Source organism: Halomonas sp. AOP5-B2-8, from assembly GCF_052376475.1.
GTDB lineage: Bacteria > Pseudomonadota > Gammaproteobacteria > Pseudomonadales > Halomonadaceae > Vreelandella > Vreelandella casei.
The window spans coordinates 136,098-160,302 of record NZ_JBQSVS010000006.1; the positions used below are offsets into that span (position 1 = coordinate 136,098).

At 53.2% G+C, this 24,205-nt stretch carries 24 protein-coding genes; 12 read left to right on the forward strand and 12 right to left on the reverse strand.

What is annotated here, in order from left to right:
• The first annotated feature begins 6 nt into the window (after positions 1–6).
• From phoB to ACT3RP_RS14910, 5 genes are all read left to right on the forward strand, one after another.
• A complete protein-coding gene (gene phoB / locus ACT3RP_RS14890; protein ID WP_096276889.1) occupies positions 7–696 on the forward strand; it encodes a phosphate regulon transcriptional regulator PhoB in 690 nt (229 codons plus the stop codon).
• A gap of 2 nt (positions 697–698) precedes the next feature.
• Entirely contained in the window at positions 699–1,985 is a 1,287-nt protein-coding gene (gene phoR, locus ACT3RP_RS14895; RefSeq protein WP_483394061.1) for a phosphate regulon sensor histidine kinase PhoR, read from the forward strand.
• Positions 1,986–2,291: 306 nt separating this feature from the next.
• Positions 2,292–2,603, forward strand: a complete 312-nt coding sequence (locus ACT3RP_RS14900) for a hypothetical protein (RefSeq protein WP_407647785.1) — start codon at positions 2,292–2,294, stop codon at positions 2,601–2,603.
• 605 nt (positions 2,604–3,208) lie between these two features.
• Entirely contained in the window at positions 3,209–3,511 is a 303-nt protein-coding gene (locus ACT3RP_RS14905; protein ID WP_096276893.1) for a hypothetical protein, read from the forward strand.
• A gap of 249 nt (positions 3,512–3,760) precedes the next feature.
• A complete protein-coding gene (locus ACT3RP_RS14910) occupies positions 3,761–4,081 on the forward strand; it encodes a hypothetical protein (RefSeq protein ID WP_096276895.1) in 321 nt (106 codons plus the stop codon).
• Between the two features lie 60 nt (positions 4,082–4,141).
• Here the strand turns inward: ACT3RP_RS14910 and cysZ are convergent, their stop codons facing one another.
• The 6 genes from cysZ to ACT3RP_RS14940 form a co-directional block, all read right to left on the reverse strand.
• Entirely contained in the window at positions 4,142–4,873 is a 732-nt protein-coding gene (gene cysZ / locus ACT3RP_RS14915) for a sulfate transporter CysZ (RefSeq protein WP_483394062.1), read from the reverse strand.
• A gap of 76 nt (positions 4,874–4,949) precedes the next feature.
• Positions 4,950–5,675 (reverse strand): phosphate signaling complex protein PhoU, encoded by a 726-nt coding sequence (phoU, locus tag ACT3RP_RS14920; protein WP_096276899.1) that lies wholly within the window; start codon positions 5,673–5,675, stop codon positions 4,950–4,952.
• Positions 5,676–5,706: 31 nt separating this feature from the next.
• Positions 5,707–6,522 (reverse strand): phosphate ABC transporter ATP-binding protein PstB, encoded by an 816-nt coding sequence (gene pstB / locus ACT3RP_RS14925; RefSeq protein WP_483394063.1) that lies wholly within the window; start codon positions 6,520–6,522, stop codon positions 5,707–5,709.
• Positions 6,516–7,940, reverse strand: a complete 1,425-nt coding sequence (gene pstA, locus ACT3RP_RS14930) for a phosphate ABC transporter permease PstA (RefSeq protein WP_483394064.1) — start codon at positions 7,938–7,940, stop codon at positions 6,516–6,518. The genes pstB and pstA overlap by 7 nt, the downstream gene beginning before the upstream one ends.
• Positions 7,937–9,055: an ABC transporter permease subunit gene (locus ACT3RP_RS14935; RefSeq protein ID WP_483394065.1), complete on the reverse strand. Its 1,119-nt coding sequence runs from the start codon at positions 9,053–9,055 to the stop codon at positions 7,937–7,939. Before ACT3RP_RS14935 ends, pstA begins: the two co-directional genes overlap by 4 nt.
• 101 nt (positions 9,056–9,156) lie before the next feature.
• Positions 9,157–10,050 carry a PstS family phosphate ABC transporter substrate-binding protein gene (locus tag ACT3RP_RS14940; RefSeq protein WP_444672342.1) on the reverse strand — a complete coding sequence of 298 codons (894 nt, stop codon included), beginning with the start codon at positions 10,048–10,050 and terminating at the stop codon, positions 9,157–9,159.
• 259 nt (positions 10,051–10,309) lie between these two features.
• Here ACT3RP_RS14940 and ACT3RP_RS14945 point away from each other — a divergent pair, with 259 nt between their 5' ends.
• Complete coding sequence (locus ACT3RP_RS14945; protein WP_096276908.1) at positions 10,310–10,726, forward strand: acyl-CoA thioesterase; 417 nt, start codon at positions 10,310–10,312, stop codon at positions 10,724–10,726.
• A gap of 146 nt (positions 10,727–10,872) precedes the next feature.
• On the opposite strand, the gene ACT3RP_RS14950 is transcribed toward ACT3RP_RS14945, so the two are convergent.
• From ACT3RP_RS14950 to hexR, 3 genes are all read right to left on the reverse strand, one after another.
• Positions 10,873–11,967 carry a TRAP transporter substrate-binding protein gene (locus tag ACT3RP_RS14950; RefSeq protein ID WP_096276910.1) on the reverse strand — a complete coding sequence of 365 codons (1,095 nt, stop codon included), beginning with the start codon at positions 11,965–11,967 and terminating at the stop codon, positions 10,873–10,875.
• A 131-nt stretch (positions 11,968–12,098) separates the two neighbouring features.
• Positions 12,099–14,297, reverse strand: a complete 2,199-nt coding sequence (gene uvrD / locus ACT3RP_RS14955; RefSeq protein ID WP_096276912.1) for a DNA helicase II — start codon at positions 14,295–14,297, stop codon at positions 12,099–12,101.
• A gap of 96 nt (positions 14,298–14,393) precedes the next feature.
• Positions 14,394–15,248, reverse strand: coding sequence for a transcriptional regulator HexR (gene hexR / locus ACT3RP_RS14960; RefSeq protein WP_096276914.1), 855 nt, complete (start codon positions 15,246–15,248; stop codon positions 14,394–14,396).
• A 360-nt stretch (positions 15,249–15,608) separates the two neighbouring features.
• Between hexR and ACT3RP_RS14965 the strand changes: the two genes are divergently transcribed.
• Positions 15,609–15,824 carry a PA3496 family putative envelope integrity protein gene (locus ACT3RP_RS14965; RefSeq protein WP_096276917.1) on the forward strand — a complete coding sequence of 72 codons (216 nt, stop codon included), beginning with the start codon at positions 15,609–15,611 and terminating at the stop codon, positions 15,822–15,824.
• Between the two features lie 30 nt (positions 15,825–15,854).
• On the opposite strand, the gene ACT3RP_RS14970 is transcribed toward ACT3RP_RS14965, so the two are convergent.
• Positions 15,855–17,198 (reverse strand): sodium-dependent transporter, encoded by a 1,344-nt coding sequence (locus tag ACT3RP_RS14970; protein ID WP_483394066.1) that lies wholly within the window; start codon positions 17,196–17,198, stop codon positions 15,855–15,857.
• A 169-nt stretch (positions 17,199–17,367) separates the two neighbouring features.
• Complete coding sequence (locus ACT3RP_RS14975; RefSeq protein WP_441684477.1) at positions 17,368–18,222, reverse strand: DUF72 domain-containing protein; 855 nt, start codon at positions 18,220–18,222, stop codon at positions 17,368–17,370.
• A 148-nt stretch (positions 18,223–18,370) separates the two neighbouring features.
• Between ACT3RP_RS14975 and aroQ the strand changes: the two genes are divergently transcribed.
• Positions 18,371–18,808 (forward strand): type II 3-dehydroquinate dehydratase, encoded by a 438-nt coding sequence (gene aroQ / locus ACT3RP_RS14980; RefSeq protein WP_483394067.1) that lies wholly within the window; start codon positions 18,371–18,373, stop codon positions 18,806–18,808.
• On the opposite strand, the gene ACT3RP_RS14985 is transcribed toward aroQ, so the two are convergent.
• Complete coding sequence (locus ACT3RP_RS14985) at positions 18,801–19,580, reverse strand: IclR family transcriptional regulator domain-containing protein (protein WP_483394068.1); 780 nt, start codon at positions 19,578–19,580, stop codon at positions 18,801–18,803. The genes aroQ and ACT3RP_RS14985 overlap by 8 nt on opposite strands.
• 227 nt (positions 19,581–19,807) lie before the next feature.
• On the opposite strand from ACT3RP_RS14985, the gene ACT3RP_RS14990 reads away from it, so the two are divergent.
• The 4 genes from ACT3RP_RS14990 to ACT3RP_RS15005 all read left to right on the forward strand — a co-directional run bounded on the left by ACT3RP_RS14990 (position 19,808) and on the right by ACT3RP_RS15005 (position 24,205).
• Positions 19,808–20,794 (forward strand): Bug family tripartite tricarboxylate transporter substrate binding protein, encoded by a 987-nt coding sequence (locus ACT3RP_RS14990; protein WP_096276927.1) that lies wholly within the window; start codon positions 19,808–19,810, stop codon positions 20,792–20,794.
• Between the two features lie 77 nt (positions 20,795–20,871).
• A complete protein-coding gene (locus ACT3RP_RS14995) occupies positions 20,872–21,378 on the forward strand; it encodes a tripartite tricarboxylate transporter TctB family protein (protein ID WP_096276929.1) in 507 nt (168 codons plus the stop codon).
• Positions 21,379–21,433: 55 nt separating this feature from the next.
• The gene (locus ACT3RP_RS15000) at positions 21,434–22,939 is read left to right on the forward strand and encodes a tripartite tricarboxylate transporter permease (RefSeq protein ID WP_096276931.1); all 1,506 of its coding nucleotides are present in this window, start codon (positions 21,434–21,436) and stop codon (positions 22,937–22,939) included.
• 39 nt (positions 22,940–22,978) lie between these two features.
• Positions 22,979–24,205 carry a CaiB/BaiF CoA transferase family protein gene (locus tag ACT3RP_RS15005; protein ID WP_096276932.1) on the forward strand — a complete coding sequence of 409 codons (1,227 nt, stop codon included), beginning with the start codon at positions 22,979–22,981 and terminating at the stop codon, positions 24,203–24,205.

Sequence of the window (24,205 nt, forward strand, 5' to 3'; positions counted from 1 at the left end):
TCTGGTATGACTGCCAAGACCGTTTTGATTGTCGATGATGAGGCGCCGATCCGCGAGATGATTGCGGTAGCGCTGGAAATGGCTGACTATCGCGTGCTCGAAGCGGATAACGCTCAGGATGCTCATGCTTTGATCGTCGACCACCAGCCTGATTTACTGCTGCTTGATTGGATGATGCCTGGCACCAGCGGTATCGAGCTTGCTAGGCGCTTAAAGCGCGAAGAAGCCACTGCTGAAATTCCCATTATTATGCTGACCGCTAAAGGCGAAGAAGATAATAAGATTCAGGGGCTTGAAGCTGGTGCCGATGATTATATTACCAAGCCTTTTTCGCCTCGCGAGTTGGTGGCACGGCTTAAAGCCGTTTTGCGTCGTGCAACGCCGCGTGGTGTTGAAGACCCCGTAGAGGTTAATGGACTGCTGCTTGATCCGGTGAGTCATCGTGTCAGCACTGATGATAAGGCGCTTGAGATAGGCCCAACGGAATATCGTCTGCTGCAGTTCTTTATGACGCACCAGGAGCGCGCTTACACGCGCAGCCAGCTGCTTGATCAAGTGTGGGGTGGCAACGTGTACGTTGAAGAGCGCACGGTAGATGTACATATTCGCCGGTTGCGTAAAGCGCTAGGCGAACCCCATCAAAATCTGATTCAAACGGTTCGGGGCACCGGTTACCGTTTCTCTTCACGGGTATAAATGTGCGCTTATGGAGCCGTGAACTGTGGCAACTGGCCTGGCTAGCCACGCTGGGGACAAGCATTGGCTGGCTATTGGATGCAGCGGGGCTGGGGCTGGCTTCTGGATTGGCAGTGTATCTGTTTTATCAATTGCGGCAGCTGCGCGCGCTGTATCGATGGCTAACCCTGCAACCCCATGATGAACCACCTGCTGCCCAGGGGATATGGGGCGAACTGTTTGATCGCTTATATCGCTATCAAAAAAGCCAGCGCATTACACAAAGTCGGCTGCGTGCCACTTTGGCGCGTATTCAAGAGTCGTCAGAGGCGATGCGCGATAGCGTCGTTATGCTTGACCGCCACGGAGATTTAGAGTGGTGGAACAGCGCTGCAACCACGATGCTTGGGCTGCAAACGGCCCATGACCGTGGTCAGCACATTACCAATTTACTCCGCGATCCGGGCTTTATAAGCTACTTCAACGCCCGTCACTATAGTGAACCGCTAACGCTGACATCACCCATTGATGAGCGATGCATTCTGCAGTACCAAATTACCCTGTACGGCGACGATGAGCGGCTAGTGATGGCGCGAGATATCACGCGTCTGCATCGTCTGGAGCAGATGCGCCGTGATTTTGTGGCCAATGTATCCCACGAGCTACGTACCCCTCTGACCGTGCTTTCTGGCTATTTAGAAACCTATGGCGATCTTGCCGAGCAGCTACCTCCGCGCTTAGGTAAAGGTATTCAGCAAATGCAGGAGCAGACGCAGCGAATGCAGAGCCTGGTCAATGACCTATTGCTGCTGTCCCGGTTAGAAATTGACCAAAGTGGTAAGGATCATCAGCCGTTGTCGCTGGGCTCTTTGCTACAGAGTGTTCGTGAGGATGCGCTAGCGCTATCGGATCAGCGGCATACCATCACTATTGCGCTTGACAGCAAGGCACGTCTGCTAGGAAGCGAGCAGGAAATGCGCAGCGCGATTTCTAATCTCGCGTTTAACGCTGTTCGCTACACGCCGCCAGGGAGCCACATCACGTTGCGCTGGAAAGATAACCAAGCTGGCGGAGCCTGTATTGACGTTGAGGACAACGGCGAGGGAATTGATCCTGTGCACATCCCTCGGCTGACCGAACGCTTCTACCGCGTTGATAAAGGGCGTAGCACGACGACGGGCGGTACTGGTTTGGGCTTGGCAATTGTCAAACACGTGCTGCTACGCCATGATGCTCAGCTATTGATTGAATCTCACCCGGGTAAGGGTGCTTTATTCCGCTGTACATTCTCCGCTTCGCGTCTTAGCTAGCCCTAAAATGCCTGCTGCACAATATTTGTAGAAGTGTGCAATATTGGCATGTAAGATTGGTAAAACTTTACTCATGTGTCATTTTTACACACTATTTGGGTGCGCTTTATCGCTAATTAAGATTTATTCCGTAATCTTATTTTTTATAAGTTTTTGATAATTATTGTTTTTATTTTATTATATTAGATTTTGGCATGTCTGCTGCAGCGAATATAAGTAAGTAAGAGAGATGACCGCAGGAATTGCTGGCTGAACTTAGCCTTTCTTTCTTAGTTAAGCGGTTTAAACAGCGATCGGAGGTGGAATATGATGTCCAAGGAATTACTCAAGAAAGCTGGCATTCTAGGTTTAACGTTTGGCTTGATGGCTAGCCCGCTAGCGTTCGCAGAATCTGAGCAAAGTACATCTATTGATCAGAACCAAGATATTACTGCGGATGACGAGGCGATGGATCCGCAGGGTACTCACACGGATACCGCCAGTGAGCAAAATCAGCACGATTTAACGCATGATGTTGGTGATGACGCCAGCGATATGGATCCAAACTCTACTAGTAATTCAGATGATGCTAATTTTGATAGCACAGAAGAGTTGCCTGAAGAAAATAGCGGTATGTAATGACCGCACTGAAAGATAGTACTGAGAGCCTGTAAAGACTCTGCTATAGGGATGTTTTTAGATTCAAGGATGAATCAATAGGAAATCAAAACGTTAGTGAGGGTAACATCCACGGTTGGAGTCCCGCACAAGGAATGGAAGCTAGCGTTAGCATTACCTATCTGCAAGCTAGACATTAAGCCTCACCTCAGGTGGGGCTTAATTTTTTGCTGTCTGCTGTTTTTTTACTGCCCTTAGCTTTTTTCAATGTTGCTCGTTAAATATGGTTAACTGACTGCGCGCCTCTTTAGTGATATCGATCATCCCTATATTTTTTCAACTCAGCAACGCTGCTTTTTTCTAGCTGTGTGTCAAAAAGGCACATACAAACTTGCGCATGTGACATTTGTGCACAGTTATTTAGCGTGGTTGTTGTTTTTGCGTCATATTATTGTGCGCAATGTATGTGTTATATACTATTGATTAATGGTATTTTTTATAATCTATATTAGTTGTGGCATCCTTTATGCTTACTAAGGGTAAGGAAGATGATTAAGTTAAAAAGTTTGCCATGAAGGCGCTTCTTCTTCCACGCCAGCGGTATAAACAGTTTCAGGAGTGTCAAAATGTTAAATATTTTTGTTAAAAAAGCAGCTTTAGTGGGTATTTCACTAACGTTATTGGCTAGCCCCTTTGCATTTGCAAATTTTTCAATTAATGCGAACCAAGATCGCGCAGTTGATATTGAGCCCATTCAGGCCCAGTCAGAGCGCACAGTAGGCCAGGCTGACGTTAGCCCATCCGACTTAATGTATGATGAAGGCGACTATCCTGCGGTTATAAAGGCTGAGTCAACGAATGCCAGCGTTGATGTTGATTTTACGGCTAAAGACTTAACGCATGACGAAGGCGATGGACAGGTTTGGTAAGCGATTTGCAATCGTAGAGTTATATGACGCCTTTGACCCCGCCTATGCGGGGTCTAGTTTTTTGTATCCAATATTATTTTGAATAAAGATATGATTTTTCAGCTGTTTTAAATATTTTTATTTTTTTGGCATCCAGTATGCACTCCTAACACGTACAATTAGTTGAAAACCATAGCCGCTGTGAAGTAATGCGATAACGGTTACTTTTACTACTCGTTAGCGGTACGTAGCAGTAATGAGGAGAACGCCATGTTATTGAAAAAATTAAGCAAAAAAGTCGCCATTGTAGGTATTTCTTTCGGTTTGGTTGCTAGCCCGTTGGCAATGGCTCACCCATCCATCGAGTTGAATAAAGATCGCGCAGTTGGTCAGGACGTCATCGATAAGCCACAGTCTCAAATGTCTGATGATTCTCAAGTATCTCCACGTGATCTAACGCGTGATGACGGTGATAGCCTTGATTTCTCGCCGTCTAGCAGTGCTGCTGATTCTGGCAAAAGCGCGCGCCGTGGTACTCAATACAGCCCGCAAGATCTGACCCGTGATGTAGGCGATAGCACTGACTGGTAGCCACTAGCAGTACGGTGACCGCTAGCGCCCATAGGCCCCGCTTCTGCGGGGCCTATGCGTTTAACTTGGCGTAATATCTCGAACGCCCCGATAGTGTTCGTCCCACATCAGTACGGCACCCGCCACCGCGCCTGGAATCAGAAATAAATTGGCCAGCGGAATCCAGGTAATCAGCGTAATTAATCCGCCATAGGTCAGGCTTTGCCACCAGCGCTTCGCAAGGCGATGGCGCATATCTTTAAAGGTTACCTTGTTGTTATCCATCGGATAATCCAGATAGGTTATCGCCATGACCCACGCTGAGAATAGTGCCCAGAGTAGTGGCGCAACCAAATTCAGGCCAGGAATCCAGCTGATGATAAACAGACCGATCGCGCGGGGTAAGATATAGGCGAGTTTTACAAACTCTCGACCCATCGCATCGATAGCCGTTTGGGTAAGATTGCGGTCATCAAGGGGTTCGCGCCCGGTTGCCTGTATTTCAACTTTAGCGGCCAAAAAACCGTAAAAAGGCGCGGCAATGAAGCTGGTAATGAGCGTAAATGTAAAAAACACGACGACGATTAGGCTAATCACAAACAGCGGCCAAATAAGCCACGACAGCCATTCAAGCCAGGTGGGCACCATGTCCATCCAATGCGCCAGCCAGCCATCAAAGCGTGAGAGCACAAAGCTGAGCATGCTGATGTAGACGATGAGGTTGATTAGAATGGGCAAGAAAATATAGCGCCGCATACCCGGCTGATAAACACAGCGTGTACCTCGGCTAAGGGCAGTGACAGCATCCAGCATTAGGTGGCTCCTCATGATTCAAACGTCCAGATTGCCTGGCAACCTGGACGTATTGCAGGAGGAAACCCTAATCAGGTCAAGGCTTTTTTAACCCTTGCGGGTCTAGGTTGTCAGGGTCGCTGTGGCGGATATCCAAGCCTTTCACGAGATAGACTACGTACTCCGCAAGATTATCAGCATGATCGCCCACGCGCTCAAGCGCACGCAGTACCCACATGATGCTCAGTACTGACGTAATCGAGCGTGAATCTTCCATCATGAACGTCATTAATGAACGCATAGCGCTGCTGTACTCATCATCTACCAGCTCGTCTTCACGCACTACCTGCATAGCGAGATCGGTATCAAAGCGAGCAAAGGCGGTTAGCGCATCGCGCAGCATTTTACGCACGTGCTCGCTAATGTGACGTACTTCCACCAGCCCGCGAATGGTGCTGGTGCTTTCGCTTAACAGCAGCGCGTTACGGGCAATTTTGCTGGCTTCATCGCCAATGCGTTCCAGGTCAGAGGTAGCGCGAATAACGGCAAGTACCAGCCGCAAATCGGATGCTGCCGGCTGGCGGCGGGCCAGTACGCGCGTACATTCGTCGTCAATTTGCAGCTGCAGGGCGTTCACCTGACGATCATTGTCGCGCACTTGCTCTGCCAAGCGGGTATCGCCTTCTAGAAGAGCAAAGACGGCATCTTGCACCTGCTTTTCTACCAGACCGCCCATCGCCATCAGGTGGGTTTTAAGCTCCTCCAACTCCTGATTGAACTGGCGGGAGATATGCTGGCTGTGGGTATCGCTCGTAATATCCATGGACCACTCCTGATGTCTTCGTCGATAAGGCCTAGGTGACGCGGCCGGTGATGTAGTTTTCGGTACGTTGCAAACGGGGGTTGGTGAATAGCTGGTCAGTTGGCCCGTATTCAATCAGCTCGCCCTGATGCAAAAAGGCGGTGTAGTCCGATACCCGCGCCGCCTGCTGCATATTGTGAGTCACCAGCACCAAGGTTAGCTCTGACTTGAGGTTACGAATTAACTCCTCAATTTTGAGCGTCGAAATGGGATCTAGTGCCGACGCGGGTTCATCAAGCAGCAGTACGTCGGGTTTTACCGCTAAGGTGCGGGCAATCACCAGGCGCTGCTGCTGGCCACCGGAAAGCTGCCAGGCAGAACGATGTAGACGGTCTTTCACTTCATCCCACAGCGCCGCAGAAGTTAGCGCCCACTCAATAATGTCGTCACGCTTGCGCTTGGGCAGGCGCTGCTGCAAACGTAAGCCAAAGGCGACGTTTTCATAAATCGACATGGGAAAGGGATTAGGCGTTTGAAATACCATCCCGACACGTCGGCGCAGCTCAGTCACATTCACCTGAGGGCCATGAATATCTTGGCCTTCCAGCACAATTTGGCCGCTGTGATTCACCGCTTCATTAAGATCATGCAGCCGATTGATGGCTCTTAATAACGTTGATTTACCGCATCCCGAGGGGCCGATAAAGGCCGTGACACGATGACGAGGAATGCTCAGCGTTAGATCACGCAGCGCCTCTTTCCCCGCATAGGCAAGGCTAAGATGATCAATGCTCAGACAGCAGTGCTCAGGTGGAAAATGCGTGACCGGTGGCTGAGAGGTATTAACTGAATGTAATGGCGCTAGCATTCGCTTCCCCGTTGACGCCTAAGATAATGACGTAGAAATATGGCAGTTAGATTAAGCACCAGCACAATTAACACCAGCAGTAGCGCGGTGGCGTACACCAGCGGTATGGCGGCTTGCACATCGTCACCGTGAAAAGCGGTATCGAATAAATGATAGCCAAGGTGCATGAACTTACGCTCTAAATGCAGATAGGGAAACTCGCCGTCTACCGGCATTTGTGGCGCTAATTTAGCGACGCCCACCAGCATCAGCGGCGCCACTTCACCCGCTGCGCGGGCAATGGCTAAAATCATGCCTGTCAGCATGGCGGGGGCCGCCATGGGCAGCACGATGCGGGTCAGCATTTCCAGGCGCGTAGCGCCCAGCGCCACGGCGCCTTCGCGCTGAGCCTCAGGAATGCGTGCCAGCCCCTCTTCGGTTGCAACAATCACCACCGGCAACGTGAGCAATGCGAGCGTTAGAGAGGCCCATAGCAGGCCGCCAGTACCAAAGGTAGGGGAAGGCAAAGTCTCACTGAAGAACCATTCGTCCAGCGAGCCGCCAATTCCATACACAAACACGCCTAAACCAAAGACGCCGTACACAATGGACGGCACGCCCGCAAGATTACGTACGCCAATGCGGACAAATCGAGTAAGCCGTCCCTGGTGGGCAATCTCATTAAGGTAGATGGCCGCCAGCACGCCAAACGGCGTGACGATGACCGACATTAAGATCACCATCAGGACAGTGCCAAAAATCGCGGGCCATACGCCGCCGCCGGTATTCGCGGCACGCGGCCCCTCACTCAAGAAGCGCCACACAGATTGGCTCCAAGCGAGCGTTTTCTGCCGCCATGTCATGGCATTGGGGGCCTGGGCGCTGACCACGTTGGCCAGCGGCTGTTGCACGGCTTGGCCACTGGCTGTGATAAGCAGTAGCTGGCTATCCGGCCGTTGTCTAACCGGCAGCGCTAACAGCGACGTTAACTGCTGCCAGGCGGCGTCCCCCTCCCAGCGCTGATCGTGTTGCTCAATAGCCACTAAGCGGCCAATAAAGTCATCCCAGGGGCTGCGTTCTAGGCGAATCAGGTCCATGGGCTGAGCTTGCATGGCAATGTCATCAATCGCTACCCAGCGCCAGCGCACGGACTCAATATCACGATTGCCGGTGAAGTATAGGCGCTCGTCCCCTGGCTGTTGGGGCAGCGCCACTTCGCGTACGGCTTGGCCCGCAAAGGTTTCACCTGAGCGCAGCGTGACTTCCTCTAGCGTGGCGGGCCAGAAATGCCCTAGCCCACGAACCAGCAGCAGTGTTAGTAGCGCCCCTAACATCAGGAGTGAAAGCGCAACGCTTGCCGCGCAGAGCCAAGGCCAAAGACCATCCAGCCAGTGAAGGCGGCGGCGCGAAGGTGCAGTATCCGCCGGCACGCCGGTCATGACATGCTTCCCAGCTGGCGGTAACGACGCCGCAAGCGATGGCGGACAACCTCTGCCAAGGTGTTAACTAAAAAGGTAAAGATAAACAATACGAGTGCTGCCAAAATCAGTAGATGATACGTCTGGGTACCCGGCGCGGCTTCGGGCAGCTCTATGGCGATCGAGGCGGACATGGAGCGCATCCCTTCAAACGGATTGGCGCTCAACAGCGCGGTATTACCACTCGCCATCAGCACTATCATCGTTTCGCCAACGGCTCTGCCCGCACCAATCATCACTGCCGAAAAAATACCGGGGCCCGCTGCCGTCAGCGCCACTTTCCACAGTGCCTGCCAGCGGCTGGCGCCTAGCGCCTGGGCGCCCTCAATCAAGGTTTTTGGCACATCGGCCAGCGCATCTTCCGCCAATGAGTAAATGCTGGGAATGACCGCAAAGCCCATGGCGATGCCCACGATCAGCGCGTTGCGAGTAGCGTAGTCCATTCCAAAGCGCTGATAGAGCAGCTGGCGTAAATCGCCGCCAAGCCAATGCTGCTCTATCCACGGCGTGAGCCATAGCGCTACCGTCACCATGAATGCCAGCCAGGGCACTAACCAAAGCCCTGCCCAGGAAAGCGGTAAACGGCGGCGTAAGCGTGTTTTTGCCAAATGCCAGCAGAAACCGGCTAGCCCCGCGCTTAGCGGCAGCCAAACCATCACGACCAGCGCACTCGCTAGGTGGCGCTCTACCCACGGCGCCAAGATGAGCCCGGCGATAAAGCCCACCACCACGCCGGGAATTGCTTCCATCATTTCTAGCGTGGGCTTAATACGGCTGCGCAAACGCGCGGACATAAAGAGCGCCGAGTAGATGGCCGCCCCCAGGGCGACGGGGATCGCAAACAGTAGAGCCGACAGCGCGGCTTTCAACGTACCCCAGGCAAGCGGCGTCAGCGTTGTTAGCGCTAAGGGATCGCCAATCGCCAAGAGCGGCAGGGTTTCCCATACCAAAAAAATACCGATAGCGAGTATCGCGAGCAGTACGCCGACACCGCCTGCGGTGATTAACCCTGTGGCCACGCGATCTTGCAGCAGGCGCAGCGGCTGGCGGGACGTCGTTAACCGAGGTGAGGTCATGTCGTTATCATTGGCAAACCAGGGCGCGCACAGCACTGATCCTTCAGCATAAGATGTCTCCTCACCTTAAGGCATGTTGATGACAGTTAAATGACAGTTGCTTACCACGTCCGCTGAGCTTCTAACGTGCTCGGGGCTAACGCCACAAACCCAGAGGCGCGGGCAATTTGCTGGCCTTCATCAGACATAATGAGCGCTAGCAATGCTTGCTCCGCGGGGGGGAGGTTCTCACCAGGCGGTAGATTAACGTAGAGGTAGAGATCGCGCGACAGCGGGTAGTCGCCACGCTGTATTGCGTCCTCACTAGGAGGAATCGCGACGCCATTGTCGTTGTACAGGCTTAACGCGTGCACCGCAGGTGTCAGGTGGTTATATCCCGCGTAACCCATGGCATTGGCTGATTCGCCCACGGCCGCGACGACGGCCGATGAACCGGGATGTTCGCTGATATCATTGCGAAAGGCACCACCGCATAAGGCCCGTTCTTGAAATAGCCCGTGGGTGCCTGATGCCAGATTGCGCCCGTGTAGTGCGATACTCCCAAACGACCAGTCACGCGTTGAGGGAAGCTGATCCCAGCGCCTTATCGGTGCCTCTGCGCCGCAGGCCAGCGAGGTTGAGAAGATCGCATCGACCTGGCGGCGGGTGAGCGCACGCAGCGGATTATGGCGGTGCACGACAATGATAAGCGCATCGCGAGCGATTTTTAATTCCAGTGGCGGATAGCCATAGCGCTGGGTAAAATTATCGCGTTCGTCTTCGGTCATCGGGCGAGACATGGGTCCCAGCCGCGTCGTACCAGCCGTCAGAGCCGTTGGCGCACTGGCCGAGCCGCCCGCCTGAAACTGCAGGGTTACATCCGAGTAGCGGTTCGTGAGCGTTTCGCCCCAGCGGAGCATCAGGCCCGCCATGGTGTCGGAGCCTACGGCACCCAACGTACCGCTAACCGGCGATGGTTGCGCCCACGCAAACGGGCTCACCAGCAGTAGCGTCATGGTCACCCAGCGCAACAAAGTGTGGAGTCTAGGTGGCTGAGCGCCCTGGTCATTCAACAGCGCCTGTGAAAAAGTACGCAGCGAAGTATGTGAAACACTCGATAAGAGAGTATGCAAACGGGTATTCAAACGGGCGTCCTCTTATGATTAACTGAATCCCTTTGATCGTGTCGCGATGCAGCAACAGATATCGTCAGCGCGCCTGCGTGCGGCGCTGGTAACAAGGGTTACAACAATAAACTGACTAAGCGGCAAACTAATGACTCTTTTGGAAACGGATTTGGACGACGTGCCCGCCCCCAAAGGGCAGCTTACTTTAAAATTAGTGGCCTCACGTCAAGATGCCAATCTTTATGGCGATATACCCGGTGGCTGGCTGGTCAATCACATGGATCAGGCGGCCGAACTGTCGGCCGGGCGTGAAGCAGGCGGACGCACAGCGACCGTGGCAATTGAAGCAATGGACTTTTTAAGCCCGGTGCGCGTTGGCTCCATGATCAGCGTCTATACCCAGGTGCAAAAGATCGGCCACAGCTCGATTAAGATCGACGTAGAAGTATGGGTGCGTCCGCCTCATGGGCAGCAGATTGCAGAGCACCAAAAAGTCACGGAAGCGCGTTTTGTGATGGTGGCACTAGACGACAACGGTCGTATCCGAGCGGTACATAGCGACTAGTTAGTTTGTCAGGCGCCTTTCTTAATGGCGTTATTCAAGAGGCCGTATCTCAGATAGAAAAAGGGCGCCAAGTGCGCCCCTTTGCCGTGCTTGCCCTTTACGTGCTTGGCAAGGTGTTAAGTATCTGTTTATCAAGCACCCGTCTATTAGGCACCAACGCTATCGCGGCTCTTCAGATAGGCGTATTCACCCACGTCAGTAAACGGGCGCAGCACCTTCTGGAACGCCGAGTAAGACTCATAAACCTGACGGGATTCTTCGTCGTTATCTATCTGGTTCTGGATGACTTCCTGTGAGGAAGCATAGAGCGCCTCCATTACATCATCAGGGAAAGTACGTAGCTGGACGCCGTGCTCGTCTACTAACGTTTCAAGCGCTTGGGCATTGCGATAGGCAAATTCGCTGTTCATCGCCATGTTTGATGCCCGCGCCGCTTCGCGAATGACGTCCTGCAGGTCTTCCGGCAGCGCATTCCACGCATCTAGATTGACGGTGCCTTCCAGTACCGCCGTTGGCTCGTTCCACACCGAGGTGTAGTAGTAGTCAGCGACTTGATGCAGGCCGAAGGCCATATCGTTGTAGGGGCCTACCCAGTCAGCGGCATCCAGCACGCCGGTTTGCAGCGAGGTGAAAATCTCGGAGCCCGCCATGTTAACGGTGCTGACGCCAATGGCATTCATGGCTTCGCCCGCAAGGCCTGGCAAGCGTAACTTAAGCCCCTGCATATCTGCCAGCGAGTTAATTTCTTTTTTGAACCAGCCGGCCATCTGCGCACCGGTATTGCCTACTGGGAACGGCTTGAGATTGTGTTTGCCATAGATTTCATCCCACAGCTCTTGACCGCCGCCGTGATAAAGCCAGGCGTTCATTTCAGTGGTGGTCATACCAAACGGCACGGCCGTAAAGAACTGCGAAGCCGCCACCTTTCCGCGCCAGTAATAAGAGGCAGAGTGACCCATTTCAGCGGTGCCAGCGGCAACGGCATCAAACACTTCCAGCGCGGGCACTAGCTCGCCTGCGCCGTGAACGCGGATCTGCATGCGACCATTAGAAAGCTGTTCAACGCGGCGAGCGAAATCGTTCGCGCCAGTACCCAGGGCAGGAAAGTTTTTTGGCCACGAGGTGACCATGTCCCAGGTATAGGTTTCTTGAGCGCGTGCGCTTGCAGTGGTTACAAAGGGGGCAGCAGCGACACCGGCAGCACCTAAGCCGACGGTCTTGAGAAAGTTACGGCGTTGCATGGCGGGTAAGTCTCCGGAAATTGTATGATTTTTTTGTCAGCACGCAGGCGCGCGCAGTGTCCGTCCGCCAGTATGCGCTAAGCGGGTTTTAATCGGCAAGCCATTGAGCGCAACGCTCATTCGTTAACCGTTTAAAGCGGGGTTAGCTTGGCAAAGCCAAGTACCAGCCACTTAACGCCTTCACCGTCAAAGCTGACCTGCACGCGGGCACGAGCACCTTCGCCTTCCGCATTCAGAATCACTCCTTCGCCAAAGACGGGGTGCGCTACGCCTTGGCCGACATGTAGGCTGGGAATATCGCCGCTGCTTTCGATGCTTTGCTGAGCAAAGGAGGTGCGCGAGGCGGTGACCGGGCGTGAAATATGCCCGCGAAGGCGTACTTCTTCGAGCAGATGTGGCGGCAGTTCGCGTAAGAAGCGCGAGGGGCGTGGAAAGACTTCTTTACCGTGCAGGCGGCGGGTTTCGGCGTGTGTCAGGTATAGCTTCTGCATCGCGCGAGTGACACCGACGTAGCATAGCCTGCGCTCCTCTTCGAGCCTGCCCGGCTCTTCAAGCGACATTTTGTGCGGGAACAGGCCTTCCTCGACACCGGCAATAAATACCACGGGGAATTCGAGGCCTTTGGCGGAGTGCAGCGTCATTAGCTGTACGCTGTCTTCAAACTCTTCGGCTTCGTGGTCGCCGGCATTGAGGGCCGCTTCTGAAAGAAAGGCTTCCAGCGCCGCCATGCCTTCGCCCGCCTCAGGCGCTTCAAACACATCGCCCTGGGTAAAGGCGCGGGCGGCGTTGACCAGTTCCTCTAAGTTCTCTACTCGGGCTTGGCCTTTCTCACCGCGCTCGCTTTTGTGATGCTCGATCAAGCCGGTATGAACCGTCACATGGTCGATAATTTCGTGCAGCGCCATGCCTGCGACATCGTTATCGAGCTGTTCAATCAGGTTGGTGAAGGTTTGCACCGCATTGGCCGCTCGGCCTTTTAGCGAACCATCATTTATTGCATCATGCAGCGCCTGCCACAGCGGAACGCTTTGCTCACGAGCGCGCAGGCGAACAATCTCAACGGTGCGTGTGCCAATGCCGCGAGTAGGCACATTGATCACACGCTCTAATGAGGCGTCGTCATCGCGGTTGAGCATCAGGCGTAGGTAAGCCAGGGCGTTTTTGATTTCAAGACGTTCATAAAAGCGATGGCCGCCATAAATACGGTACGGCATGCCTTGGCGAATCAGCGTTTCTTCGAGCAAACGAGACTGGGCATTGGAGCGGTATAAAATCGCAATGTCGCGACGATTAAAGCCTTCGTCGACCTTCTCTCTGATCGTGTCGACGATATAGCGGGCTTCTTCCAGATCGTTAAACCCGGCGTAGATCGAGATGGGCTCGCCTTCAATGCCATCAGTCCACAGGTTTTTCCCCATCCGCTCGCTGTTGTTGCTGATCAGCGTGTTGGCGGCTTCTAAAATCGCGCTGGTGGAGCGATAGTTCTGCTCAAGACGCACGGTATGGGTTTGCGGGAACTCCTGCTCAAAGCGGCTGATATTCTCCACCTTGGCACCACGCCACCCGTAAATTGACTGGTCGTCATCACCGACGGCGGTCATTGGCGTTTTCATACCGGTGAGCAGTTTTAGCCAAGCGTACTGCAGGGTGTTGGTATCTTGAAATTCGTCCACCAATACGTGGCCAAAACGCTCCTGGTAGTGGTTTAACAGCGTCGGGTTATCGCGCAATAGTTCTAGGCTTCGCAGCAGCAGCTCACCAAAATCGACTAGGCCACCGCGCTCGCAGGTTAGCTGATAGCGCTCATAAAGCTCGACCATTTGCCCCATATAGGCATCGCCATCGACATTAACCTGATGGGGGCGCAGCCCTTCTTCCTTACAGCCGGAAATAAAATGCTGCACTTGGCGGGGCGGGTAGCGCTCAACGTCGACCGAATAATCTTTCAGCAGCCGCTTAACCAGGCGCAGTTGATCGTCAGAGTCGATGATTTGGAAGTGCTGCGGCAGCTTGGCGTCTTGCCAGTGGGTGCGCAGCAGGCGGTGGGCGATAGAGTGGAAGGTGCCGACCCACACATGGCGTAGTGATAGGCTTAGCAGGGCTTCAAGACGCGTGCGCATCTCTTTAGCGGCTTTATTGGTAAACGTCACTGCTAACAGCGCGTAGGGCGAAAGCCCTTCCGCCTGCATTAACCAGGCAATGCGATGTACCAGCACGCGGGTTTTCCCGGAGCCTGCGCCCGCGAGTACCAGCAGGTTGCCTTGAGGAGCGCTCACTGCTTCGCGCTGGGCGGAGTTGAGCTGATCGAGAATCGCCGTGACGTCATCCATGGTAGCCGCTGCCGGATAAAAAAATAGGCGGCCAGTTTAGCACAGCCTACCCACTGGCTGTGTATACAGTGATGGCCGCTTATTTTATTTTAAGCATTAAGACTCTTCGGGAAAGCGCAGGGTGTTGAGGCTCTTCTTGACGGCTTTGAGCTGTTCGGCGAGTTTCGGGCCACGGGTTTTGGCGACTCCCACGGCGAGAACATCGATTAACACCAGATGGGCAATACGTGAGCTAAGCGGCGTGTAGATCTCGGTGTCCTCGTGGACGTCGATATACAGCGGCAGGCTCACCTCTTCAGCGAGTGGCGAGCCGCTGGGGCACAGACCAATGACCGTGGCGCCCGCTTCGCGAGCCAAACGAACGCTGGCCACTAACGCCTTGGTTCGCCCTGTTTGTGAAATCGCTACCACCACATCGCCATCGTTGAGGGTGACCGCAGACATGTTCTGCATGTGCGGGTCGGCGTAAGCAGAGGTCGAGATTTGCAGGCGGAAGAACTTGTGCTGAGCATCAAACGCCACTGCGCCAGAGGCACCAAAACCGTAAAACTCCACCCGGTTGGCCATGGCGAGGGCATTAACGGCGCGGCCGAGGGCTTCGTTATCCAACCGGTCGCGAACGGACAGCAGCGTGCCCACGGTTGAATCAAAAATGCTGTGCGAAAATTCGGCCACCGAGTCGCTGTCATTCATAGAGAATTGTGCGAACTGGCTACCGCTGGCCAGCATTTGCGCCATCTGTAGCTTGAAATCCTGAAAGCCGTTGCAGCCCAGCGCCCGGCAAAAGCGCACCACGGTGGGTTCGCTGACCTTCGCTTCGGAGGCTAAATCCACAATGCGCATGTGGATAACCTCTTCTGGGTTGCGCAGTACAAACCGCGCCACTTTCTGCTCGGAGCGGCGAAAGTGCTCCATGCGGCGTCTCATCTCATCGAACAGGGCGCGACTCACATTCAGCTCCTTGGCTCTCCGGCACACTGGGTGGCTCAGCACGATGGAGCTACCCAGACGCGTTGACAACCAATATGCACTGCGCTGCGTTTGCAGCATTAGATTCGTGCGGCTTAAGTCTTTGCCACAGTATGCCTGACCGATAGCGTAAACGGGGAAGGAAAGCGATATAGAGGTGAGCGTTTAATATCCGTTAAGCGTTTTTTTTACGATCAGTCATCATTTTGTCAAGTAGGTTATAGTAAGAAGTGAAGTGCTGCACTGCATCGTCTTGGCGACTGTGTGAAGAAAAGTGTGAAGAAAAGCGCTCGCCATGGGTGCAGGTGAACGACAGCATATTCACCTGGAGGAACGTCGATTATGAGAAACGTCGAACGCATCACCTCGGTTAAAAGCGAACTGCTTGATATTTTAATGAGTATGCAAGTAGACGAGCATGCTCAGCGCCAGCGAAGTGCTGCCCAGCGTAGCCTAAGGGCGCGGCGGGGTATTGAGCTGCATCGTGAATTTCAGAAATTATCACGGGATATCGCCCCCTTGCCCGATGAAGAGCGGCAAGAGGGCGAATTGCACTGAGGCTAAAGTAAGCCTCGAGGCAGTGACGGCTTAAATAAGCCCTGTCACGAAGACAATAACGACGCCTGCGGGCGCTACATAGCGCGCGATGATGTTCCATACCCTGATGCCGGTAGCTGACAGCCCAAGTTCGGCTTCTACGCTTTCGCGTTTAAAGCACCATGCGACAAACACAATGGCGCCGAGGCCGGTCAGCGGCAGCAATACTTTGCTGGTAAAGGTATCCAGGAAGTCAAAAATGTTGAGGCCGAACAGCAGTACGTCGGACCACACATTGAATGACAGCAGCGCCGCGACGCCCAGCAGCCAAACCGCAATACCGCTCACCAGTGTCGCCATTACGCGAGAAAGCGAAGTGCGCTCCTCAAGCATTTCAACGGCCGGCTCAAGCAGCGAAATCGCCGAGGTAAGCGCCGCAAAGGTTAATAGCAGGAAGAACATCAGGCCTAAAATCGTGCCGCCTGCCATATTGCCAAACGCCAGCGGTAGCGTGACAAAGATCAAGCCAGGCCCTTCGCCTGCACCTAAGCCATTGGCAAAGACGATGGGGAAGATGGCTAGTCCCGCCAGCAGGGCGATAGCGGTATCTAGAATAATGACCGTACGCGCGGTGCTGATCAGGTTAACGTCTTCACCCAGGTAGGAGCCGTAAGCCATCATAATTCCCATGCCAAGCGACAGGGTGAAGAACGCTTGCCCCATCGCTGCCAGCACGACGCCGCCTGTTAGCGCACTCCAGTCAGGCCGGAACATAAAGGCCAGCGTCTCGCCAAAATAGCCGCTTGCCACGCCGTAGCCCACCAGTATCAGCATCAGCACAATAAGCGCAGGCATCATTAGGCGAGCAGCGCTCTCCAGTCCTTTCGTTACCCCACGAGCCACAATCCCAACGACTAATAGCATAAAGGCAGAGTGCCAAAGCAATAGCGTGGATGGGCTGGCGAGCATTCCTCCAAACAGGTCGGCAATACTGTCGGCATCTTGGCCATTAAAGGTGCCAATCACGGAGCCTAGCGTGTAGTTCAACGACCAGCCACCGATGACGCTGTAAAACGACAGAATCAAAAAGGCGGCTAATACACCGCTGGCGCCTATTAATGCCCACGCAGGTGATTTGCCGTTCTGTTTAGCTAAATCAGCCATGGTGTTGATTGGATTTTTTTGGCCGCGCCGGCCAATCATCCATTCCGCCACTAGAATCGGCAGGCCTACTAACGCAACACACGCTAGATAAACCAATACGAACGCCGCGCCGCCGCTTTCGCCCGTCATATACGAGAAACGCCAGATGTTTCCCAGGCCTACCGCCGATCCTGCGGCAGCCAGCACAAAGCCCATACGAGATGACCATTGTGCATGTGCAAGTTTCGCCATACATCACCCATTAAGTCGATTGTTGTGTAAGTACTGAAGGTAAGCAGTAAGTCTGCGCTGTGCGCTAGTTTTCGGAAAATTGAGCCATACCCAGCGCCATTTTCCGAAAGTAACCGCAATTTATCTGATCAATGGCCAGCATGCCAGTTAGCTGACCTAAAAAGGTGCACTAAAACAGCTGGCTTTGCTTCTCACCAGCAAATGGAGCAAGCGGAGGTAGCGGGGTTATTTCCCCTAGTGCGTTATACAGCCAGCGGGCGAGGTGAGGAGACTCCCGGTTGTCAGCAGTATGCACAAATAAGAAAGGGGTTTTCCCCTGACTTATCCACAGCTTTAGGCGGGGTATCCAGGCAGTGAAGTAGTCACTATTAATTGTTTTGTCAATATGGCCAATGAACCGAATCACCGGATAATTTGCCGTGGAAAGCACGTGAAGTGGGAGTTTCGGCTTTTCCTGCTGAGCATGTGCCAAGCCTGGATGGCCATTTGCAGGGGTAGAGAAGACCGGGCGCACGTCGAGCATAACCCGGTTGGCTGAATAAGTTATCAACAGACGGTTAAGGGCTTTTTCCGCGGCTCCTTTGTGGAAAAACTCAGGGTGGCGGACTTCCACCGCGCAAGGCAAGTGGGCAGGCCAGGCAGCCAGCAACGCTTCAAGCTGAGGCAGCTCTTGCGGACCAAAATCACGCGGCAGCTGCACCATCGTAGGCCCCATACGGTCGTGAAGCGGCTCAAGTGCCGCTAGAAATGCCCATGCATCCTTTAAACGCATTAATCGTTGATCATGGGTCACGCTGGCCGGCAGTTTAAAACAGAAGCGAAAGTGGGGCGGCGCTTGGCGGGCCCAAGCGGCAATGATCGCTGGCTTGGGCGTGCCGCTATAAAATGTGGTGTTGCCCTCAACGCTGGAAAATACCGCGGCATAGTCGCTGAGTAGCTCTGTTTTAGCATGGCGCGGATAAAGGCTGCCAAGCCAGTCATGATTGGCCCACATAGGCAGGCCTAGGTAGAGAGGAAGCGTCATGAAACGATGCCTATATCAACAGAGTCAGGCGCTAGTATGCCGCCTAATGTGGTTATCTGCAGGCGTGACCTAGCGCCATTAGCGGGTTAGGTGATAGAACAGATAGCTAGGCTAAATAATGTGTTAATTCACCGTATGGAAGAAAGCAATGAGTCAGGGAAAAGTATTGGTATTACATGGGCCAAATTTGAATTTGCTAGGTAGTCGCCAGCCAGAAATCTATGGGTTTGAGACATTAGATGATGTGAATAACATGCTACGAGAGAAGGCGGTAATGGCCGGTTGGGACATTACCTGCTTACAAAGTAATCATGAAGGAGTGCTGATTGATGCTATTCACGCCACGCGCCTTGATGGTACCCAGGCGATTATCATCAACCCCGCCGCCTATACGCATACCTCTGTGGCCATCCTTGATGCGCTCAATGCTTTTGATGGCCACGTCATTGAGGTGCATTTATCTAATGTCCATAAGCGCGAAGCCTTTCGGCATCATTCCTATATCTCACTGCGTGCAGACGGGGTAATTGCCGGGCTAGGCGTCCAGGGCTACCGGGCCGCATTAGAGGCGGTGATGGCTAATTAACGTGTAGCTGAATTTGCGCGGCCTTTTTGCGTACGATAGGTAAGTAAACATTCACTAACGTATTAAAATCGACCCTGGCCGCATTGGTACTTATGTTGATAGCCCCCAAAAGGTGCTTTTTAGCATCATAGACCGGCGCGGCTATGGAGCGCAGACCTGGGTCTAGCTCTTGATCAGAGATGGCATAGCCTTGTTGGCGAGCGCTTAGAATCTGATCTCGTAGCTTATCAATATCGGTAATGGCTTTATCTGTGTACGGCTGTAGCTCAACGGTGGATAAAAAGTGCTCAAGATCCGTATCGCTAAGCTGCGCCAGCAGCGTGCGCCCCATGGACGTATAGGCTGCCGGTAGCCGCGTGCCCACGGAAAGCGTAATTGTCATCAGGCGATGTTTGGCCGCCGAGCGGGCCACATACACCACATCATTACCTTCTAAAACGGCGAGTGACGATGATTCTCCCGTCTCATCGGTAATTTCTTCCAAGTATTGTTGAATCACGCCCTGATAGTTATTAGCAGATAGAAATGCGTAACCAAGCTGTAGCGCCCGTGGCGTGAGCTCAAAATAGCGCTGCTGCTTACGCACATACCCCAGTGCGTGCAACGTCAGTAAGAAACGTCTCGCTTTTGCTCTATTCATCCCCGTTCGCGTCGCGACTTCACTTAGCGTCATGCGAGGGTGTTCGTGATCAAAGGTGCGTATCACTTCCAGGCCGCTCGCCAGGGCCGTTACAAAGTCACGGCTATCTTCATTAAGCGTTTCTTCTTGCATGTTTACTATCCGTTATTTTTAAGTCGCTAAAAGAGTACTGCAAAATAGTTCGCTATGCGAACTATTGCATTTTATCGTCTAAAGCATCCATCGTTTGGCTCGCCTTTCCACCTTCATATACTAAAGTTGTGTTTTGCTCAGGGGAGCCAAAGAAGTAATCTCGCCGTATGTAATACGAATACTTGTACGCTATGCGCACAAAAGCAATATTTTCTTAGGAAGAAACAATGAAAAATATCTTAAGCGCGACATGCATGGCCGCTTGCAGCGGCGCACTGGCACTAAGTTTGATGGCATCTACTGCCAGCGCCGATGAGTGGCCGACGAAAGACATTCACCTTGTTGTGCCGTATGCGCCGGGTGGCACGACGGATGTGTTGTCGCGCCGCGTTGCTGATTTACTTTCGCAGGAGCTGGGCGCCAACGTCATTGTCGAAAACCGTCCTGGGGCGGGTTCCACGGTAGGCACCGGGCGAGTCGCTCGCGGTGGTCGTGATATTGATCACACCCTGCTGATGGCATCGCCGGGGCACACTATCGGCGCCGCGATTTACCCTGGCCTGACCTATGACCCGGTCGAGGATTTTGTTTTCCTACAAAACATGGTCGATATCCCGAACGTTATGGTCGTCCCGGCAGATAGCCCTTATCAGAACGTCGTCGAGTTTATAGAAGCAGCGAAAGAAGAAAACATGACGTTTAGCCATAGCGGCGTGGGCAGCTCTATCCATATGTCGGGTGAATTGTTCAAGACATTAACGGATACCAACATGACGGCAGTACCTTTTGCCGGCAGTGGCGCATCGCTTCCGGCGCTGTTGGGTGGCGATGTGGATGTCTCTTTCGAAAACATGCCAACCGTGCTTTCGCATATCCGTTCGGGCGACTTACGCGCGCTGGCCGTTACCTCTGCCGAGCGTTCTGAGTATCTACCGGATGTCCCCACGCTGTCGGAAATCGGTGAATACAATCTTGATCAGTTTGTTACCACCGCATGGTTTGGTCTGATTGCGCAAAGCTCGTTCCCAGAAGAAGCCCAAAGCGTTATGCAAGATGCATTGGCAAAAGTCATGCAGCGCGAAGAGTTCCTAGATTTTGCTAAGCAGCTAGGCGCGCAGCCGGGCACAGTGGCCGGTGATGAGTTTAAGCAATTTATCACAGATGACTTGCAGCGTTGGGAAGCGGTTGCTGAACAGGCGGGTATCAGCCAGTAAACGAAGTCGTTCATTAATTTAATACTGAGGCGAGGGCTGATGCTCTCGCCTCTATTGTTTCTTTGGAGAAGGTAGCGATGACGACATCGGACCCCAAGCGCAGGGTGAAGATAAAAGATGCCAGTGATGTGATAGCGGGGATTGCTCTATTGGGGTTTTCTGCTGTGCTGGTTTTTTACCTTGTGCCTAACTACATCAATGAACCGGCGATTTTGCAAAATCCGATGATGTCACCTCGCTGGCTACCGACCATCGTGGGCTGGCTGATACTACTGTTTTCTATCCTTCTCATCTTTCAGGGTTTGCTGGTGGAATACAGCCCCGAGGAGGATGAACGGAGGATAGAAAAAGGTTCGTCACTGCGCTTCATCATGATGATCGCTTCATTAGCGCTTTATATCGGCTTTTTTGAGACGTTAGGCGCGATAGTCTGCGGCATTTTGGCAACCGTGGTGTTATTCGTGGCGCATCCCGTTCGCACGTGGTGGGTATATAGCATGGCATTTTTGTTTCCCATCGCCGTGACACTCTTATTTGCTGAAGTAATGAGTGTGCCGCTTCCGATAATGCCGTACTGGCTCTAAGTCGCTCATTATTGTTTTAGGTGACCCATTTTAGGCGAACCACTCTAGGTGAACTATGGAAAATTTTTCGGAAGTCATACAATTATTCTTTAGCCTGGAAAACTTCCTGGCGATTGCTGCGGGCGTAGTTATTGGCGTGGTAGTCGGGTCAATTCCAGGGCTTACGGCAACGATGGCGGTAGCACTGGCACTGCCGTTTACCTTCTCTATGCAGCCCATTGCCGCTATTTTACTGCTGGTCGGCATTTATAAAGGCGGTATGTACGGCGGTTCGATTACCGCTATCCTGATACGCACGCCAGGCTCCCCCGCCTCGGCCTGTACGCTGCTTGATGGCTACCCGATGGCGCAGCAGGGGCATGCGAAGAAAGCCCTGAAAGCGGCGCTTTATTCATCGGTGATTGCCGATTTTATCTCCAATATCGCCCTGATTTTCTTTGCTGCTTATCTTGCCAAGATCGCGCTTAATTTCGGGGCCCCCGAATTCTTCTGGCTGATCTGCTTTTCACTGACCATCATTATTTCGCTCGCTAGCGGTTCCATGATTAAAGGCCTGATGGCCGCACTGTTGGGGATCCTGCTCTCTTTGGTGGGGTTAGACAGTGTGTTCGGCTCTCAGCGCCTGACGTTTGATAACTATAACTTGATGGATAGCATCTCTTTTATCCCACTGCTGATTGGTCTTTTCGCGATACCGGAGATCATGGAGTTTTATCGTAAGAAGGCAATACCCCATATTAAAGCGAAAGCAAGCGGCGTTGGTTTGACCTTTGCTGAACTTAAGCGCTGTATGAAAAGCATCGTTCGCGGAAGCTTGATCGGCGTTATTATTGGGGCGATTCCCGGCACTGGGGCCACCGCTGCGGCGTTTATTTCTTATAGCGATGCGCGCCGCCGTTCTCCTAATAAAGCCAATTTCGGCAAAGGTGAGGTTGAAGGTGTTGCCGCTGCTGAGGCCGGTAACAACGGCGTTGCGGGCGCTACGATGATTCCGCTGCTCTCGTTAGGCATTCCCGGCGATGTCATCACTGCGATTATCCTGGGCGCCTTTATGGTGCATGGTCTGACACCTGGACCGATTATGTTCCAGGAGAACTTGTCGCTTATCTATGCACTGTTCATGGGTATTATGCTCAGCTCGGTTATCTTGCTGGTGGTGGGTAATGTTGCCATCAAGTACTTCTCGCTAATTGCGGATATTCCTAAGTCGATTCTATTTCCCATCGTATTGATGTTCTGTGTTTACGGCTCTTATGCCGTCAATAACGATGCCTTTGATATAGGGCTAATGGTGGCCTTCGGGGTGCTGGGTTATATCTTTAATCGTGCTGCCATACCCGCGGCGCCGTTTCTGATCGGCTTTATTCTTGGCCCGATGTTTGAAGACAACCTGCGTCGCTCGCTGTTAATTGGGTCTAATGACCTGTCGATTTTTGTGCGCGGCCCTATCACTTGGTTCTTCATCGCACTAACTGTTGGTTCTATTGCCTTGGCGCTGTATCGCTTTGTAGAAGCACGCCGCAAGGCACAGCAAGGCGATTCAACGTCAAAGAGCGCTTAATCAGCTAAATAACACCTCTGTAGGGCAGGAGACAGCGCGATGGCGGGACCACTGACAGGCTTACGCGTACTGGATTTAAGCCGAGTGATGGCCGGACCCTGGTGTACGCAGATACTGGCCGACATGGGGGCTGAGGTTATTAAGATTGAGCACCCAACGCTGGGTGATGATACGCGTCACTGGGGGCCTCCCTGGTTAAAAGATAGCCAGGGCAAGGATACCGCCGAGTCGGCCTATTATCTTTCGGCCAATCGCGGCAAGCATTCAGTGACGGTCGATATTAGCCAGCCGGAAGGGCAGGCGTTGGTGCGCGAACTGGCAGCACAAAGCGATATTTTGGTGGAGAACTTTAAGAGTGGTGGGCTGGCGCGTAAAGGTCTCGATTACGCCACATTAGAGGCCATTAATCCGAGTCTGATTTACTGCTCGATCACCGGCTTCGGCCAGACGGGGCCCATGGCGTCTATGGCGGGCTATGATTATTTGATCCAAGCTCAGGCAGGGTTAATGAGCATAACCGGCGCCGCCGATGGGGAGCCTGGCGCCGGCCCTCAGCGCGTCGGCATGGCCGTCTCCGACCTGACCACGGGTATGAATGCCAGCATTGCCATTCTCGGTGCGCTGCATCATCGGCATTTGACCGGGGAGGGGCAGTATATTGATATGGCGCTGCTCGATGTGCAGGTCAGCTGGCTGGCTAATCAAGCGCTTAATTATTTCTGCAGCGGTAACTCTCCAACCCGTACTGGCGAGTACCATCCTAATCTCGTGCCTTACCAACCGTTTCCGACCGCGGACGGCGAAAAAGTGATCATCGCCATCGGCAACGATGGGCAGTTTAAGCGGTTTTGCGAGGCGGTCGAGCGGCCGGAACTGGCCGTTGATGTGCGCTTTAGCACCAACCCTGAGCGGGTCAAGCACCGGCTTGAGCTAATCCCGATTATGGTGGCGATCACGCGAACGCGCACTAGCGGTGAATGGATAGCGGCCTTAAGCACCATCAGCGTGCCTTGTGGGCCTATTCAGACGATTGCTCAAGTCTTTGATGACCCGCAGGTTAAAGCGCGCAATATGAAGATAGCGTTGGCATCTGAAGCGGGCGACGTGCCCGGTGTGGCTAATCCTATTAAGTATTCCAAAACACCCCTGGAATACTGCAAGCCTCCGCCTAAATTAGGCGAAGACACGGATCAAATCCTGCACAATTTACTGCATAAGAGCGCCTTAGATATCAGCGCTCTGCGTCAAAAAGGCGTGGTGAAATAA

Coding starts and splice junctions, on each gene's coding strand:
- ACT3RP_RS14985 (WP_483394068.1), bottom strand. CDS start 19,580: ATGCAAGAAGAAACGCTTAATGAAGATAGCCGTGACTTTGTAACGGCC.
- ACT3RP_RS14950 (WP_096276910.1), bottom strand. CDS start 11,967: ATGCAACGCCGTAACTTTCTCAAGACCGTCGGCTTAGGTGCTGCCGGT.
- pstB (WP_483394063.1), bottom strand. CDS start 6,522: ATGCTAGCGCCATTACATTCAGTTAATACCTCTCAGCCACCGGTCACG.
- ACT3RP_RS14935 (WP_483394065.1), bottom strand. CDS start 9,055: ATGACCTCACCTCGGTTAACGACGTCCCGCCAGCCGCTGCGCCTGCTG.
- phoB (WP_096276889.1), top strand. CDS start 7: ATGACTGCCAAGACCGTTTTGATTGTCGATGATGAGGCGCCGATCCGC.
- phoU (WP_096276899.1), bottom strand. CDS start 5,675: ATGGATATTACGAGCGATACCCACAGCCAGCATATCTCCCGCCAGTTC.
- uvrD (WP_096276912.1), bottom strand. CDS start 14,297: ATGGATGACGTCACGGCGATTCTCGATCAGCTCAACTCCGCCCAGCGC.
- ACT3RP_RS14900 (WP_407647785.1), top strand. CDS start 2,292: ATGATGTCCAAGGAATTACTCAAGAAAGCTGGCATTCTAGGTTTAACG.
- aroQ (WP_483394067.1), top strand. CDS start 18,371: ATGAGTCAGGGAAAAGTATTGGTATTACATGGGCCAAATTTGAATTTG.
- pstA (WP_483394064.1), bottom strand. CDS start 7,940: ATGACCGGCGTGCCGGCGGATACTGCACCTTCGCGCCGCCGCCTTCAC.
- ACT3RP_RS14965 (WP_096276917.1), top strand. CDS start 15,609: ATGAGAAACGTCGAACGCATCACCTCGGTTAAAAGCGAACTGCTTGAT.
- ACT3RP_RS14970 (WP_483394066.1), bottom strand. CDS start 17,198: ATGGCGAAACTTGCACATGCACAATGGTCATCTCGTATGGGCTTTGTG.
- ACT3RP_RS15005 (WP_096276932.1), top strand. CDS start 22,979: ATGGCGGGACCACTGACAGGCTTACGCGTACTGGATTTAAGCCGAGTG.
- ACT3RP_RS14910 (WP_096276895.1), top strand. CDS start 3,761: ATGTTATTGAAAAAATTAAGCAAAAAAGTCGCCATTGTAGGTATTTCT.
- cysZ (WP_483394062.1), bottom strand. CDS start 4,873: ATGCTGGATGCTGTCACTGCCCTTAGCCGAGGTACACGCTGTGTTTAT.
- ACT3RP_RS15000 (WP_096276931.1), top strand. CDS start 21,434: ATGGAAAATTTTTCGGAAGTCATACAATTATTCTTTAGCCTGGAAAAC.
- ACT3RP_RS14945 (WP_096276908.1), top strand. CDS start 10,310: ATGACTCTTTTGGAAACGGATTTGGACGACGTGCCCGCCCCCAAAGGG.
- ACT3RP_RS14975 (WP_441684477.1), bottom strand. CDS start 18,222: ATGACGCTTCCTCTCTACCTAGGCCTGCCTATGTGGGCCAATCATGAC.
- ACT3RP_RS14990 (WP_096276927.1), top strand. CDS start 19,808: ATGAAAAATATCTTAAGCGCGACATGCATGGCCGCTTGCAGCGGCGCA.
- ACT3RP_RS14905 (WP_096276893.1), top strand. CDS start 3,209: ATGTTAAATATTTTTGTTAAAAAAGCAGCTTTAGTGGGTATTTCACTA.
- ACT3RP_RS14995 (WP_096276929.1), top strand. CDS start 20,872: ATGACGACATCGGACCCCAAGCGCAGGGTGAAGATAAAAGATGCCAGT.
- ACT3RP_RS14940 (WP_444672342.1), bottom strand. CDS start 10,050: ATGACGCTACTGCTGGTGAGCCCGTTTGCGTGGGCGCAACCATCGCCG.